The 15311-nt window shown below is 53.5% G+C and carries 18 protein-coding genes; 9 read left to right on the forward strand and 9 right to left on the reverse strand.

Going from position 1 to position 15311, the window contains the following annotated elements; all coding sequences use genetic code 11:
- The 3 genes from AB8996_RS04410 to AB8996_RS04420 all read left to right on the forward strand — a co-directional run.
- On the forward strand, positions 1 to 247 hold a 247-nt coding region (locus AB8996_RS04410), incomplete at its 5' end, for a hypothetical protein (RefSeq protein ID WP_369297760.1).
- A 56-nt stretch (positions 248 to 303) separates the two neighbouring features.
- Positions 304 to 522 (forward strand): hypothetical protein, encoded by a 219-nt coding sequence (locus AB8996_RS04415; RefSeq protein WP_369297761.1) that lies wholly within the window; start codon positions 304 to 306, stop codon positions 520 to 522.
- Between the two features lie 179 nt (positions 523 to 701).
- On the forward strand, positions 702 to 1706 hold the full coding sequence (locus AB8996_RS04420; RefSeq protein ID WP_369297802.1) for a glycoside hydrolase family 130 protein: 1005 nt from the start codon (positions 702 to 704) through the stop codon (positions 1704 to 1706).
- A gap of 74 nt (positions 1707 to 1780) precedes the next feature.
- Here AB8996_RS04420 and AB8996_RS04425 read toward each other — a convergent pair whose 3' ends face one another.
- A complete protein-coding gene (locus tag AB8996_RS04425; RefSeq protein WP_369297762.1) occupies positions 1781 to 2434 on the reverse strand; it encodes a hypothetical protein in 654 nt (217 codons plus the stop codon).
- Between the two features lie 315 nt (positions 2435 to 2749).
- Complete coding sequence (locus tag AB8996_RS04430) at positions 2750 to 3073, reverse strand: helix-turn-helix domain-containing protein (protein ID WP_369297763.1); 324 nt, start codon at positions 3071 to 3073, stop codon at positions 2750 to 2752.
- A gap of 110 nt (positions 3074 to 3183) precedes the next feature.
- On the opposite strand from AB8996_RS04430, the gene AB8996_RS04435 reads away from it, so the two are divergent.
- Complete coding sequence (locus AB8996_RS04435; protein WP_369297764.1) at positions 3184 to 3480, forward strand: helix-turn-helix transcriptional regulator; 297 nt, start codon at positions 3184 to 3186, stop codon at positions 3478 to 3480.
- Positions 3481 to 3720: 240 nt separating this feature from the next.
- Here AB8996_RS04435 and AB8996_RS04440 read toward each other — a convergent pair whose 3' ends face one another.
- From AB8996_RS04440 to AB8996_RS04460, 5 genes are all read right to left on the reverse strand, one after another.
- A complete protein-coding gene (locus AB8996_RS04440; protein WP_369297765.1) occupies positions 3721 to 3927 on the reverse strand; it encodes a hypothetical protein in 207 nt (68 codons plus the stop codon).
- 6 nt (positions 3928 to 3933) lie between these two features.
- Complete coding sequence (locus AB8996_RS04445; RefSeq protein WP_369297766.1) at positions 3934 to 4512, reverse strand: hypothetical protein; 579 nt, start codon at positions 4510 to 4512, stop codon at positions 3934 to 3936.
- A 315-nt stretch (positions 4513 to 4827) separates the two neighbouring features.
- Complete coding sequence (cfr, locus tag AB8996_RS04450; protein ID WP_369297767.1) at positions 4828 to 5853, reverse strand: 23S rRNA (adenine(2503)-C(8))-methyltransferase Cfr; 1026 nt, start codon at positions 5851 to 5853, stop codon at positions 4828 to 4830.
- Between the two features lie 508 nt (positions 5854 to 6361).
- Complete coding sequence (locus AB8996_RS04455) at positions 6362 to 7696, reverse strand: MATE family efflux transporter (RefSeq protein ID WP_369297768.1); 1335 nt, start codon at positions 7694 to 7696, stop codon at positions 6362 to 6364.
- Positions 7693 to 8172 (reverse strand): MarR family transcriptional regulator, encoded by a 480-nt coding sequence (locus tag AB8996_RS04460; protein ID WP_369297769.1) that lies wholly within the window; start codon positions 8170 to 8172, stop codon positions 7693 to 7695. Before AB8996_RS04460 ends, AB8996_RS04455 begins: the two co-directional genes overlap by 4 nt.
- 327 nt (positions 8173 to 8499) lie before the next feature.
- Between AB8996_RS04460 and AB8996_RS04465 the strand changes: the two genes are divergently transcribed.
- Positions 8500 to 9336 (forward strand): DegV family protein, encoded by an 837-nt coding sequence (locus AB8996_RS04465; protein WP_369297770.1) that lies wholly within the window; start codon positions 8500 to 8502, stop codon positions 9334 to 9336.
- 58 nt (positions 9337 to 9394) lie between these two features.
- Here AB8996_RS04465 and AB8996_RS04470 read toward each other — a convergent pair whose 3' ends face one another.
- Positions 9395 to 9793 carry a DUF2752 domain-containing protein gene (locus tag AB8996_RS04470; RefSeq protein ID WP_369297771.1) on the reverse strand — a complete coding sequence of 133 codons (399 nt, stop codon included), beginning with the start codon at positions 9791 to 9793 and terminating at the stop codon, positions 9395 to 9397.
- Between the two features lie 633 nt (positions 9794 to 10426).
- On the opposite strand from AB8996_RS04470, the gene AB8996_RS04475 reads away from it, so the two are divergent.
- Positions 10427 to 11551: an aldo/keto reductase gene (locus AB8996_RS04475; protein ID WP_369297772.1), complete on the forward strand. Its 1125-nt coding sequence runs from the start codon at positions 10427 to 10429 to the stop codon at positions 11549 to 11551.
- A 21-nt stretch (positions 11552 to 11572) separates the two neighbouring features.
- On the forward strand, positions 11573 to 12721 hold the full coding sequence (locus AB8996_RS04480; RefSeq protein ID WP_369297773.1) for an aldo/keto reductase: 1149 nt from the start codon (positions 11573 to 11575) through the stop codon (positions 12719 to 12721).
- On the opposite strand, the gene AB8996_RS04485 is transcribed toward AB8996_RS04480, so the two are convergent.
- Positions 12709 to 12963 (reverse strand): hypothetical protein, encoded by a 255-nt coding sequence (locus AB8996_RS04485; RefSeq protein WP_369297774.1) that lies wholly within the window; start codon positions 12961 to 12963, stop codon positions 12709 to 12711. The genes AB8996_RS04480 and AB8996_RS04485 overlap by 13 nt on opposite strands.
- A 1-nt stretch (position 12964) precedes the next feature.
- Between AB8996_RS04485 and AB8996_RS04490 the strand changes: the two genes are divergently transcribed.
- Positions 12965 to 14473, forward strand: coding sequence for a sugar transferase (locus AB8996_RS04490; RefSeq protein WP_369297775.1), 1509 nt, complete (start codon positions 12965 to 12967; stop codon positions 14471 to 14473).
- Between the two features lie 3 nt (positions 14474 to 14476).
- Complete coding sequence (locus tag AB8996_RS04495; RefSeq protein ID WP_369297776.1) at positions 14477 to 15196, forward strand: WecB/TagA/CpsF family glycosyltransferase; 720 nt, start codon at positions 14477 to 14479, stop codon at positions 15194 to 15196.
- The last annotated feature ends 115 nt before the right edge of the window (positions 15197 to 15311 follow it).

Genomic DNA, 15311 nt, shown 5'->3' on the forward strand with positions numbered 1-15311 from the left:
GGGACGCTGGTGCGAACTGACCGAGCCGGCAGGCAAGAAACGTTTTTACGCCGATTTGGTCGCTACCAATTTTTCACGGTCAAAGGGAAAAGAATATTATTTTTGTAGTAGGACCGCAAAGAAAAAGAAGCTTCTGAAGACCGTGGCTTTTTCAGAAACTTTTTGCCGTTGGGAGAAAAAACGAAAAACCCAGGCAGGCTCTGAGAAAAAGGCAAAATTTCTAAAAATTTTTATTGAAAGTTTTTGACGCAAATAGATTTTGGCGTTATAATGGAGACAAGAAAGCCATAAGGGGATAGAGCCATGAGGTATTATGTGGTCAGGGTAAACGCTGTCCGCCATACGAAGGAGTATCGCGCGTCAAGAACCGTAAGCCGATGGACAGCGGACAAAAGCAAGGCGTATGGATTTGCCAGCCGGCAGGTAGCGGAACTGCTGGCGGAGCGCGAGTGGCGCCTTCAGCACCCATGCTGGATAAATACGATCAAGTTCCGAATTGAACAGGCGGAGGACCGGGCATAGCGGCTTTGAAGCTGCCTCAGGGAAAACCGACGCGCCGAAACAGAAAAAAGGCTTTTGCGAAAAGATTTTGAGATTCTGCCGGAAGTGCCTTTTCTTTTCCAGAAAAAGGTGGTACAATGTCCGTATAAAGAAAGGGCGGAAACGCCCTTGGGTCAGGCAAAAACAGAGAGGAGCCTCTTATTATGGCAAAAATCATCGGTAGACCTGCATTACCCAACATGCCCTGGCAGGATAAACCCGCCGGGTACGACAAGCCCGTGTGGCGCTACACCGGGAACCCCATCATCAAGCGGGACGCGATCCCCACCTCCAACAGCATTTTCAACTCCGCCGTGGTCGTGTTTGGCGACGCTTACGCCGGGGTGTTCCGCTGCGATAACAGAGGGGTGGAAATGGACATTTTTGCCGGCTTCTCCAAGGACGGCATTCACTGGGAGATCAATCACGACCCCATCGTGTTTGAGGGGGAAAAGGACGTGATCCGCAAGGAATACCGTTACGATCCCCGGGTCTGCTTCATTGAGGACAGGTACTATATCACCTGGTGCAACGGCTATCACGGTCCCACCATCGGCGTGGGCTGGACCCAGGATTTCAAAACCTTCCACCAGCTGGAGAACGCTTTCCTGCCCTATAACCGCAACGGCGTGCTGTTCCCCCGGAAAATAGGTGGGAATTACGCCATGGTCAGCCGCCCCAGCGACACCGGGCACACCCCCTTCGGCGACATTTTCTACAGTGAAAGTCCCGACCTGTGCTATTGGGGCAGGCACCGCTGGCTGTTCGGCACGGCAAACGGCTGGCAGAGTAAGAAAGTGGGTCCCGGACCTACCCCCATTGAGACGGACGAGGGCTGGCTGATGATCTATCACGGCGTGCTCAATTCCTGCAACGGCTTTGTCTACCGCTTCGGCGTGGCGCTGCTGGATATCGACCGCCCCTGGATCGTGAAGGAGCGCTGCAACTTCTATGTGTTCGGACCTGAGGAGCAGTATGAGCTGACCGGCGACGTGCCCAACGTCACCTTCCCCTGCGCCACCCTTACCGACCCGGAGACCGGGCGCATCACCATTTACTATGGCGCTGCCGACACCGTGACCGGTCTGGCTTTCACCACCGTGGACGAGCTGCTTTCCTACATGAGAAAGTACCCCATGCCGGTAGGCGACCAGGAAAATAAGTAAGTTTTTCTGTCACTATGACAAAAAAGGCATACCCTCTGCGGGTATGCCTTTTTTACATTCAGGAACTGCGCTCCTTATTGCTTTTGCAGCAGGACGTCCCGCACGAGGGAAAAGTGAAGCTCCACGCCGCCTGCCGGGTAATCCCCGTTTTTTTGAATACGGTATTCTATCCACTCAGCGGAATTCTGCTCACCATTCAAGCTGAAACGGAACACCAGCTGCTTCTGGGCAGATTCCCAAAAATCCTGAAAGACAGTATCCGCCCCGCCTTTGGGGTACTCCATATTTGTGCCGCCCTGCCCGCTTTCCAAAAGATAGGAAAAAGGGGCGCCGAACTGGGCTTGGAACAGGTCGAAGCAGGCTCTGCATACGTCCTGTAATTCTTTTTCGTCCCCGCCGGGGAAAACCGTGTTTGCTGTAATATTTCCCACCATTCCGTAGCCGAAGGAAAGCTTCGTATCCAATTTTATTCCGCACCAGGAGTAGGGAGCGAGATAGGTTTTGTAGGAGACGGTCTCATCGCCCTTTGTTTCCACAAGGTCGGACTCCTTCAAATCCAGCAGAGCAGCGGCGGCGTCTTCCCCGGGGGAGGAAAAAGCTTCCAGAAGCTTGTCCTCTACCGCTTGGGAAGCCCCGCGGATCTGCGTCACTTCAGGCGCACCGCCGCAGCCAGCCAGCAGGAAGCACAGCGAGAGACAGACGCAGAAGCTGGGAAGTAGTTTTTTCATACAAAAACCTCCTCGACAAAAACGGAACAGGAAAAACCTGTGGTATGGACGCGACAGAATGATCCACAGTATATTTATATTAAAAATAATTATACAGAGTTTTTGATAATTTGTCAATAAAGTTTTCCAATTTCTTTTTTATTTTGAAAGGACAACATGAAAAGCAAAGAAAGCAAAAGTGTTTTCAATGATTTGTTGAAAGGCAAACGGCAAATTTTTCTGAAACTTACAGATTTCCCAATCTGACAGGAAACGACAAAAACTCCCCCTTGACAAAGAAAAGGGGGAGTTTTATACTTTGTGTGAGGTTTATCGTCAAGACTTGCCAATTTTCATCAGGGACTGAAGAAAATGCCAGACGGCTTCCTGACTTTCATAAGAAGCTTGTTTCATAAATTCGGTCACACAGTCGTTAAGGGGCTTGTCCAGCTTTCCTGTGAAAAGATAATCCAAACTTACGGAAAACAGCTCGCTGACTTTGAGATAGCTTTTTGGCGTAAGGCTGCTGGTCCCGTATTCTACCCGGGCAATCTGTTTCCCGGTAATGCCCAGATATTCGCCCAGCGCTTCCTGGGTCATTCCGTGCAGCTTTCTCAAATCTGCGATCCTTTTGCCAATGGCAAGCAAATCATATTCCATAAGTTCACCACCTGATGACCTAATTATAGGTCATTTTCTTGGCAGTCTATACTGCATTTCGTGCGAAATATGGACATGAAATGCGGAATTTTTAACAGGAGGATTTCAAAATGAAACGCAAAAGTAAAAAAGGGGCTTCCCAGAAAAATCTGCAAAAGCAGCTTTCCGCTTCCCTGCGGACGCTGCGGCTCAATGTGGGTATGAAGCAAGAAACGGTGGCGGAGTTCCTGCACGTCTCGCGCTCCACCTATTCCTATTACGAAACGGGGGGCGCAACGCCCAGTGTGTTCACCCTGTACTCACTCTGCCAGCTTTACGATGTTCCCATGGAGACATTTTTCGCGCCTGTTGCCGGGTTGTGTCCCGACAGACCTCGGGTGCGGGAGCGCTTGGAGCAAAATCGGTAAAATCAGCTTGTGTTTGAAATGTGCCGCGCACAAAACACGCCCGGAACAGAAAAAGCCAAGCCTGCCGCCTTTGGACGGTGGGCTTGGCTTTGAAGCGTTTTTTTGGGAGCGGCTGGCTACTGATTCTTTGCTGTCAACTGCCCGCAGGCGGCGGAAATATCCGCGCCGGGCGAGTTGGATAGGAAAAAAGCAGCCCCACGCCGCAAAGCGTGAAAGCTGCTGGTTTCCTATTGATTTATCCTATCTCGAAATTCCCATGTTTTGATAGTCTTGATCTGTCAACCGTGAAATTGGAATTTTATGCTTCAAGGAATACTGCCTGATGATAGCAAACTCTTTTTCCCCTTTCGGATTGCGCTTCAAAGTTCCGGGAGCAGCCACAAAACCACCTGCCTTTTCTGCGGCACGTTCCAGCTCCTGACTTTCGATTAAAACCTTTTTCGTCATGGTCTATCATTCCTCCAGAGTATATGCTTCTAACAGCGTTTTTGCGTTTTCCTCATCAATAATCATTGAGTATTGATGAGGTCTGCCTATCAATTTTGCCCCGAATTTTTCACTATAATGCTGCACTAGTTCCATGTTTTTGGCTTCAAAATAAATAAATCCGCCATATCCTGCCTGGTAGGATTTTTGAACCGCAATAGCAAACAGGTGACCGCCCACGCCATTATATATCTTATTTTCTCCTCTATTGTGAGGTGCGCTTTCAGCCAGCGAAAGATGGACGGCATAATTTTTCGGCTGTTCTTCAATAGCCACCAGCCCTTGAATCTGTGGGTCGTCTTTGACCGTCAATTTATATATTTGACTGTCCCTAAGGCTTTCATGATTCCAATTAAACAGCCACCCTTCCTTTTTCAGCCCTTTTCTGTCGGCAACAGATGAAAGACTATAGGTCGTATCAACAATATTTCCTGTTTGGCGTTCTACTAAGCAAGGAGTAAAATCATCAATTTGCACATCGACACCCATAGTCTCACCCTCTATATTTATTATACCGTTTTTTGAGAATTTTTCAAGTGTTTCCACTGATTTGGAGTGCACTGTTTTAGCTTTCCTTGCTTGCGCTGCCTGCTGCCTATTCCACCTGGCGATAGAGAAACGGTCAGAGAGCCGTTTCAAGTTGTTTTCTTGTTTACGATGTTCCCATGGAGACATTTTTCGCACCGGTTGCAGGGCTGTATCCCGACAGGCAGCTGGTGCGGGAGCGCTTGGAACAAAACCGGTAAAATCAGCTTATGTTTGAAATGCGCCGCTCCCAAAACACGCTCGGAACAGAAAAAGCCAAGCCTGCCGCTTTTGGACGGTGGGCTTGGCTTTGAAGCGTTTTTTGGGAGCGGCTGGCTACTGATTCTTTGCTGCCAACTGCCCGCAGGCGGCGGAAATATCCGCGCCGAACTGGGTACGGGCGGAGCAGCTGACACCTGCCCGGCGGAGGACCTGCAAAAATTCCTCCACCTGCCGTGGCTCGGGGGAACGGAATATCCCGCCGGCGTGGTCGGTTTCATTGCAGGGGATCAGGTCCACATGGTACAGGGGAAGCTCCCGGGGATTCTGCCTGAGAAGCTGCGCCAGCTTCCGGGCATGGGCAGGGGAGTCGTTGATATTTTTGCAAAGGGTGTAGGCAAGGAACACCCGGCGGTGGCTGCGCCGGATATGGGCGTTTAACAGGGGAAGGACCTGCTCCATGGACCAGCGGTCTTCCACGGGCATCAGCTTTCGCCGCAGCTCCGGGGTGGGGGCGTGAAGGGAATAGGCCAGGTTGACCTGGGGAAATTCCAGGGTCAGCCGGCGAATGCCCGGCGCCACTCCAACGGTGGACACGGTAATGCGCCGCTGGCTCAGCCCGAAAAGCCGGGGGTCGGTCAGCAGGGAAAGCGCTTCAAATATATGGGGGTTCGCCAGCGGTTCCCCCATGCCCATAAAGGAAACGCTGTCCAGCTCACAGCCCTGCAAATAGAAATAGAGAAGCTCCTCTGCAATCTCCCAGGCGGTAAGGTTCCGCAGTTTGCCCATAGCCCCGGTAGCGCAGAATTTGCACCCGAAGGCACAGCCGCATTGGGAGGAAATGCAGAAGGATTCCCAGCCCTTTTTATAGTGCAGCCGAACCGCTTCGATCCTGCCGCCGCCCGGCAGCTCAAACAGCAGCTTATCCGCCTGCCCGGAGCGGCTTTCCCCAATGGGGCGCAGGGAAAGAACGCTGTCTCCCAGCTCCCGGCACAGCTTTTGCCGCAGGTCTTTGGGCAGGGCGGTCATGTCCTGAAACCGGGAAACGCGCTCCCGGAACACGGCGTGCAGGATCTGGCGGTATCGGTAATCGGGCTGCTCCCAGCAGCCCAGAAGATTCTTACATTGTTCTAATTTTGTCATGATCGGTTCTCCTTATAATAATTGCGAGGTAACCGATCTTCCGGCGGTAAATGATCGCGGTGCGAGCATCTCAGAGAGCCCTGAACCGCAAGCGGTTTTCTCCAAGAAGGCAGCACTTAACGATCATCTTGATCATTTGCGCCTGCAGCGCTCATGAGAAATCAGGACAGGCAAAGAACCGCCGGGAAAACCGGCTTTGCTTGCCCTAAACGGCAAGCGATCACTTTGCGACAGAAAATCAACATGACGGCGAAACCTCCTTTCGGAAAGTAACGGAAAGAAAAAAAGCAAGGTCACGAGAAGCACCTTCTCATGACCTTGTTTTACAGTTTCCAAGTAAAACAGGGAGAGACAGATACTTTGCCACACAGAAAAATCACCGCAGACGCAGTGTGATTTTTACAGGTAAGCAAAGTATTGCCGCATTTCCCCGCCCTCTTTTTCTTTCAGTCTGCTTGATAGTATAGCACAGCCTTCCAGGGAATGCAAGGGCGGTTTTCCGAAATGCTCAGTACCCGTACTTTTTCCGCATGGCGGCAAGGAAAGCGGCGGTGGTCAGGGCTGCCATCAGCTCTGCGGCGACAATGGATATCCAAATGCCGTCCAGCTTCCAGATGAGAGGGAAAATCAGCACCGCCGCCACCTGGAACACCAGGGTGCGCAGGAAAGAGATCAGGGCGGAGACCAGCCCGTTGTTCAGGGCGGTAAAGAAAGACGAGCCAAAAATGGAAATGCCGCTGAACAGGAAAGAGAAGGAGAAGAAGGCAAACGCCCGGAGGGTCATGGAGAGCAGACCCTCGTCATAGCCCACGAAGATCAGGGAGAGGGGGCGTGCCAGCAGCTCGGACGCCGCCAGCATGGCGACAGAGCAGCTGCCGATCAGGATCAGGCTCTTGCGCAGGAGGCTTTTCAGCTCCGTTTGGTTCCCCGCGCCGTAATGGAAGCCGATGACCGGCGCGGTGCCCACGGAATACCCGATAAACGCGGCAATGAAGATCATGCTGACATACATCAGCATGCCGTATGCCGCCACGCCGTCTTCCCCGGCATATCGGATCAGCTGGACATTGTAGAGCATGCTCACCAGCGACATGGAGATGTTGGACATCAGCTCGGAGGAGCCGTTGGTGCAGGCTTTCAGCACGGACTTCCCGTCGTATTTTGTTTTGGTGATGCGCAGCAGGCTGGAATTGGGGCGGGCAAAGTAGACTACCGGCACAATGCCGCCGATGCATTCGCTGATGGCGGTCGCCAGCGCCGCGCCCTGCAGACCCAGCGGGAACACCGCTACCAGCAGGGCGTCCAGAATCATGTTGGCGACTCCGGCGCACACGGTGACCGCCAAGCCCAGCTTGGGCTTTCCCGCCGTGGAAAAGAAGCTTTGAAATTCAAATTGCAGCATGAATGCCGGCTGGGCAAAAAGAATGATCCGCCCGTACACCACACAGTTTTCCAGCATTTCTCCCTCCGCGCCCAGCGCGGTGGCAATGGGGCGGAGAAAGATAACGCCCAGCACGGTGATCGCCACACCGCTTGCCGCCGTCAGCAGCAAAAACAGGGAAAACAGGCTGTTGGCTTTGTCCCGGTCACCCTCGCCGAGAGTTTTGGCGATCAGCGCGCTGCCGCCCGTGCCCAGCATAGAGCCTACCGCGCCTAAGATCATCAAAAAGGGCATGATGAAGTTTACCGCTGCGAAGGGCGTTTTTCCCACATAATTTGACACGAAGAAGCCGTCCACCACACCGTAGATGGAGGTGAAGATCATCATGCCGATGGTGGGCAGCGTATAGCGGACAAGCCGCCCGTAAGTAAAATGGTCGGAAAGCTGGATCCTGTTTTTCATAAAAACTTCCCTAAAGCCTTGCTTTTTTCCCGTAAGGCAGTGAGATAGCGCTCAGTAAGCTGTAAATACAGGCGCTGCTCCTGCTCAGTCCAAGACGCCCAGATTTCGTTTTCTATCCGAATGACAGGCATGACATACAGCTCTATCAAGTCCTTCCCTTTTTCCGTCAGGCAGACGGATTTCCGTTTGCCCCGGAAGGGCTTCACGGTCAGCGCGCCTTCCCCTTCCAGCTTCCGCAGAGCGGAGTTTACCGTCTGCTTACTTGCGCCGGACAGCCGGATAATATCCCCTAAAAGGCACTCCCCTTCAAAATCGTGGAGAATGTAAAGCACAGTCATGGTGCTGTCGGACAGACCCAGCCTGGCGTGAATATCGTGATAAGTACAATTGATTTCTGAATTCAAATAATTAAACTGTACCACCGGGTTCCCAGAGTGGGGAAGAAAAGAGTATCCGGCAGTTCCTGGTTCGGTCATGGCAAACGCCCCTTCCTAAAATCAAGTCCGAAATCGTACAAAAGTATAGTACGATTTCGGACGAATGTCAAGAAAAGGCGTCCCAAAAGGCAAAAAAGCCGAAACAGGGGCGGTCAGGCACGTGAGAGCGGGGGGCGGGAAGTCAAAACAGACCGCGGGAAAGGATAAAACGAAAAAGCCTCGCGGAAAATCGGTATCAGACAAACAACACAGAAAGCGGCGGTTCCGTACATAGATTTTTTACATTGGCACAGTTGACCTTTTTCGCGTTTTTCGGTATCATAAAAACGGAATTTTGCAAGCGATGTTTTGGAAAGGAGATTCCAAATGGTAAAAATACTGACAGACAGCTCCTGCGACCTGAGCCCGAAGCGCTGTGCGGAGCTGGGCGTGGAAATGCTGCCCATTACGGTGAATTTCAGCGGGGAAAGCTTCCGCGCCAATATCGACATTACCAACGACCAGTTCTATGAAAAGCTGGCGGCGGCAAAGGAGCTGCCGAAAACGGCGCAGATCACCCCGGCTGAGTTCGAGGAGATTTTCCGCCCTTATAAGGACAGCGGCGACGAGGTGGTGTGCCTGTTCATTTCCTCCCGCATGAGCGGCACGCTGCAGTCCGCCACCGTGGCAAAGGATATTCTGGGCGCGAAGAATATTTATCTGCCCGACACGCTGAACGTTACCTTTGCGCTGGGGCTGTTGGTGGAGGAAGCGGTAAAAATGCGGGACAGAGGGCTGTCCGCCGCAGAGATCGCCCAGCAGGTCGAGGGGCTTGTGCCCCGCGTGCGCCTGTGGGCGCTGATCGACGATCTGAAGTACCTGAAAATGGGCGGCCGGCTTTCTGCCACCAGCGCCATGGTCGCCAGTATTTTGGGCATCTGCCCCATCATCACCCTGAAGGACGGTCTGGTAGAGGTGGTGGGCAAGGCGCGCGGCAGGAAAGCGGCGTTCCAGTTTATCCGCAAGCTCATTGATAAGGAGCCCATTTCCGCGGACTACGGCGTTTCCACCGGTCACGCGGCAGTGCCCCGGACCAGGGAGGATTTCAAGGAATATTTGGAAGAGGTGCTGAAAAAGAAAGAACTCTATGATATGGATATCGGCAGCATCGTGGGGACGCACACAGGTCCCGGCGCCTGCGGGCTGGCATACATCAAAAAGTAAGCAAATATAAAAATTCCCGAAAGCCCTGTAAAATGCAGAGCTTTCGGGTTTTTCCTTTTCAAGCCGGCGGCGCTAAGAAGGAGAAGGCAGGCAGATTGCGGAGAACGGAGAACACCGTCGCTGTCGCCAATATGGCTACCGCGGGGATCCATGCGTATTTCATACGGCACAGCGGGCGTTCCTTTCGGACGAAGCGCACGCCCTCCCACAGCAGGTATCCGCAAAGCGGGGGAAGCACACAAAACAGGAAGGGGTTGTATCGGAACGCCGCGGCAAAGTCCCCCCGCAGCAGGGCAAACGCCATTCTCTGCCCGCCGCACCCGGCGCAGTAGAAGCCGGTGCGCTGTAAGATCAGGCAGGGCGGCTGCCAGACAAATAAAATGAAGCTCAGCAGCAGTCCCGCGCCCAAAAGCACGGCGAGCAGCAGCAATATCCGCTTTTTCCTGTCCTGCGTCATGGCGGCTCCCCCTTTCCAAGGTCTGTTCTCATTGTACCATAAGCGCCGCAGGCGCCAACCATTTTAGAGAAAGTCGGTGCTTTTCGAGTTTACGAGAAAAGAGAGGTGCTTCGCACCTCAGGCTTTCTCAGTGATGATCGCTTTGCGATCATTGTACTACACCTGCGGTGAGCAATCGTGAAATTTCCTCGTGCAAAGGAAAAGCCCGGCGACCCGACCTCAGCAATTCTTGTGCCCTTACGCCCTTCCTAACATCTAGACTCTAGAATCCAGAATCTAGTGTCTATTATACCATAAGCGCCGAAGGCGCGTTGGTATAATGTGCCGATCGGTCGTCTGAGCAAAGCGAAGAACTGACCGAGGCAACTTCAAATCTATAATATCCGCTGTCCTTTGCGGATATTATACCGCAAGACAAAGCGCCGGGCAACGGTTTTCCCGATTTTTCAGGATTTAGTAAGAAGCGGCGGCTTCTGCACAGAAACAGTCGTCAATGTATACAAATTTTTGTGAAATCCGAAAAAGGGCTTGACTTAAACCGCACTTCACCTTTTATAATAAAAACAAGCCAAAAGGCTGAAATTTTCATGAAGAAAGTGGGGCTGCCGAAGCGGCTCCGGGGAGGAAACGAGTATGGCAGAGAAATATTTGGGTGAATCTATCAAGAAGCTGGGCTTTGGGCTGATGCGCCTGCCCATGAAGGGCGAAGAGATCGACATTGAGCAGGTCAAAAAAATGGCGGATACCTTTATCGCGAAAGGGTTCACCTATTTTGACACGGCATATGTGTACATAGGAGGCAAGTCCGAGGTCGCCCTGAAGGAAGCGGTGGTGGACCGCTATCCCAGGGACAGCTTCCAGTGCGCCAGCAAGCTGCCCCTGTGGGACCTGAAAGATAAGGCGGACATGGAGCGGGTGTTCCAGGAATCCCTGACCCGCGCCGGGCTGGAATACTACGACTTCTACCTGCTCCACGCTTTGAACAAGGACTCCGCGCAGAAAGCGGAGGACCTGGGCGCGTGGGAGTTCATGAAGTCCATCAAGGAGCAGGGAAGGGCGAAGCACATCGGCTTCTCCTTCCACGACAGCGCCGAGGTGCTGGACGATATCCTCACGAAGCACCCGGAAGCGGAATTTGTACAGCTGCAGATAAACTACGCCGACTGGGACAGTGAAAACGTGCAGTCCCGGCTGTGCTATGAAACGGCGAGAAAGCATGATAAGCCCGTCATCATCATGGAGCCTGTCAAGGGCGGTTCCCTTGCCACCATGACGCCGGAGGTGCAGAAGCTCTTTAAGGACGCCAACCCCAACCTTTCCGTGCCCTCCTGGGCGGTGCGGTTCGCCGCTTCCCTGGAGGGGCTGGTCACCGTGCTTTCCGGCATGTCCACGGAGGAGCAGCTGAACGACAATGTGTCCTATATGGAAAATTTCCAGCCCCTGAGCGAAAGCGAGCAGGGTGTTGTGAAGCAGGCGGTGGAGATTTTGAACAGCATTCCCACCATTCCCTGCACCGCCTGCAAGTATTGCGTGGACGGCTGCCCCCAGAAGATCAACATTCCCGGGATTTTCTCCGTGATGAACAACCTGACCCTCTACAACAACAAGGAGGGCGCAAAGGGCTCTTACCAGCGCACCACCGCGGAGGGCGGCAAGGCAAGCGACTGCATTCAGTGCGGCTCCTGCCAGGCGCACTGCCCCCAGCATATCGAGATCATCGAGACCCTGAAAAAGGCTGCGGCGGCGCTGGAACAGTAATGTCATACAGGAGGGATTGACATGCAGGATATTTACATGGGAAAGCCCCATAGGAAGTTTGGTTTCGGTCTGATGCGCCTGCCCCTGAACGACAGGACAAATGCCGGAGACATTGACATCGAGCAGATGAAGCAGATGGTGGACCTGTTTCTGGAAAAGGGCTTTACTTATTTTGACACCGCGTGGATGTACTGCGGCTTCCAAAGCGAAAATGCTGTGAAGACCGCTTTGGTGGAGCGCCACCCCAGAGAAAGCTTTACCCTTTCCACAAAGCTGAACGCCGGCTTTTTTGATTCCCTGGAGGGGCGGGACGAAATTTTTGACCAGCAGCTGGAAAAAACCGGCGCGGGCTATTTCGATTATTACCTGCTCCACGGGATCGATGGGAACAGCTATCCGAAGTTTGAGCAGTTCGACTGTTTCCACTGGCTGATGGAGAAAAAGGCGCAGGGGCTTGTCCGCTGCCCCGGCTTCTCTTTCCACGGCACGGCGGAGCTGCTGGACGAGATCCTCACCAAGCACCCGGAAATGGAATTTGTGCAGTTACAGATAAACTATCTGGACTGGGACAGCCAGTGGATACAGTCCAAAGCCTGCTATGATGTGGCGGTAAAGCACGATAAGCCCGTGATCGTGATGGAGCCCGTCAAGGGCGGCACGCTGGCAAGCCTGCCGGAGAACGTAGAAAAGCTGTTCCGGGAAGCGGACGGGGAAGCCTCCCCCGCCTCCTGGGCGATCCGCTTTGCCGCAACTCTTGACAATGTGTTCATGGTACTGTCCGGCATGAGCGATCTGGAGCAGATGCGGGATAACCTTTCCTATATGGAAAGCTTCCAGCCCCTGACAGAGCAGGAGATCGCCCTGACCCACAAGGCGGCGGACATGATAAACGCCCAGGTCGCCGTACCCTGCACAGGCTGCTCCTACTGCACGGAGGGCTGCCCCCGGCACATTGCCATTCCCCAGTATTTCTCCCTGTACAACGAGGATATGCGGGAGCATTTGGAGGAAAAGGGCTGGACGGTGAATTTCAGCAATTACGACCATCTCACGGAAAAATTCGGCAAGGCGGGGGACTGCATTGGTTGCGGTCAGTGCGAATCCATGTGCCCCCAGCACCTGCCCATTATCGAGCATTTGAAGTCCGTGGCGGAGCATTACGGCAAGTAAGAAAAAATGTAACAGAAATCAGGCGCAGGAAGGCAAGCGGCTTTCCTGCGCTTGCCTTTTTTGAGCGCCTGTGCTATGATAACCCTAAGAATGTGCGGCGGTTTCTGCACAAGCTGCTTTCCCATCGCGGCGGTTTCCCAAAGGAACGCTCCCTGTGGAGGAAGAAAAATCTCAGTTTCGAGAGTGATGAGGTGGATTGCTTTGCGTACGATCAAAAAGCTGAAGCGCACCATTGTTTTCATTTTGAAGCTTGCGTTGTTCATGTCCCTGTTCGGGATATTTTTCGGGATCTTCGGGATCAATAACCCGTGGCTCTTCAACCTTTCCCGTACCACCGGCGTCACCATGGTGACCTTTGTGGTGCTGGGTATCGCGCTGATGTCCGTATACGGCGGGTATGCCATCGGTTCCCAGAAGAGCAAGCCCATCGTGTACTCCATGGCGCTTGCCACGGTGATTACCGATCTGGTCACCCACCTGCAGCTGTCCATCATGAATACCAGCGAAAATAATAACGACCATTTTGTATATGAGACCCCCCATCTGCTGCTGCTGGTGATCCTGCTGCAGGTGGTGGTCATTATCTTTTTTGCCTATTTCGGCAATTTTGTGTACTTCTCCCTGGAGCCGCCGGAGAAATGCTGCGTCATTTCCTCCTCCCGCCAGAGCCTGGGGAATATTATCCCAAAAATCAACAAGTTCCAGCGGCAGTACGAGGTGGACGAGATCATTCGCTACGACGCCCCGGACGTGCTGGACGTGATCGCCCGGAACGACACGGTGTTCCTCTATGACGTGCCGGCGCGGGAGCGCATTACCCTGACGGAATACTGCTACCAGAAGCAGAAAAATATCTACTACAATTTTGAAATGGTGGACGTGGTCGCCCAGGGCGCGAAATACATGACGCTGGACGATAAGTCCCTTGTCATGTACGTGGCGAAGGACCTGACCATGGAGCAGCGCATCGTCAAGCGGCTGATGGATATTGGCGTGTCGCTGCTGGCGCTGATCCTCACCAGCCCCATCATGCTGGGCTGCGCCGCCGCCATCAAGCTGGAGGACGGCGGCAAGGTGTTCTATAAGCAGAAACGGCTGACGAAGTACGGCAGGGTGTTCGAGGTGTACAAATTCCGCACCATGCGGGAGGAAAACTCCATTCACAAATCTGTCACCGCGGACGACGACCGCATTACGAAAGTGGGGAAAATCCTGCGGAAGTACAGGATCGACGAGCTGCCCCAAATGCTGAACATTCTCAAGGGCGACATGACCGTGGTGGGTCCCCGCCCGGAAATGCTGGAAAATGTGGAAAAGTACACCGACGAGCTGCCGGAATTTGCCTACCGCCTGCGTATGAAGGCGGGGCTGACCGGGCTGGCGCAGATTTCCGGCAAGTACAACACCTCTCCCAAGGACAAACTGGTCATGGACCTGATGTACATTGAGAATTACAGCATCTGGCAGGATTTCAAGCTGATCTTCCAGACGCTGACCGTGTTCTTCAAGGCGTCCGAAAGCACGGAGGCATTCGGCGCGGAGGAAATATACGATTTTGACGAGGACAGGGAAAAAATGCGCCGGGCAATGCGGGAAGCCGCAAAGGCGCGGGAAGCGGAGCAGAATGCCGCGAAAGCCGGGGCTGAGCCGGAGGACCCGGATCAGCTGACCTTAGAAGAGCCGGAACAGGCGGATTCCGACCAGATGACGCTGGACGAAGCGGTGGAGAAAACGACGGGAAAAGGAGACTGAGCCATGGCAATCCAGGAATATTTACAGCGGGTATTCCCCGGCACGGCTGAGGAATTTTGCGAAAAAGCAGGGGCAGCCATGACGTCCGGGGAAAAGCTGTTCGTGGTCACGGCGAACCCAGAGATTTTAATGCATGCCGAAAAGCGCCCGGATATCCGGGGGATCCTGCTTTCCCCGGACACTGCCATCACCCCGGACGGTATCAGCGTGGTGAAAGCCATGCGAATGTGCGGGCTGCCCGCGCAGGAGCGCATCACAGGCGTGGACCTGGCGGAGAAGCTTCTGAAGCAGGCGGGGGAAACGGGGAAGTCTGTTTTCCTGCTGGGCGCGAAAGAAGAGGTGGTTTCCGCGCTGGCGGAGAAGCTGAAGGGTGAATATCCCGATATGGTCGTACAGTACCGCAACGGCTACGACGGGAACAAGGATGAGATTTTTGAGGAGATCGCCGCTGCGGCTCCCGACCTGGTGCTGGTGGCGCTGGGCGTGCCCGCCCAGGAGCTGCTCATTGCGAAGCACCTTGCGAAATTCCAGAAGGGCGTGTTCATCGGCGTGGGCGGCTCCTTCGATGTGCTCAGCGGGAAGAAACAGCGCGCCCCGGCTTTTTTTGTGAAGACCAATACCGAATGGCTGTACCGCATTCTGCGGGAGCCCTCCCGGCTGGGCAGGTTCTGGCAGAACAACGTGAAATTCCTGGGAGAGGTACGGAAAGCCGTAAAAAAGTAAAACGGAACTCGCCCATTCGGGCGAGATTTTATATGAAAAAAGCACTTTTTGAAAACTGTAAGAGAATCGTAAGCTCTTTGTTGATAAGTTTTTGAAAGCTTTGCGATATCCTTGG

Source organism: uncultured Neglectibacter sp., from assembly GCA_937958185.1.
Lineage (GTDB): Bacteria > Bacillota > Clostridia > Oscillospirales > Acutalibacteraceae > Acutalibacter.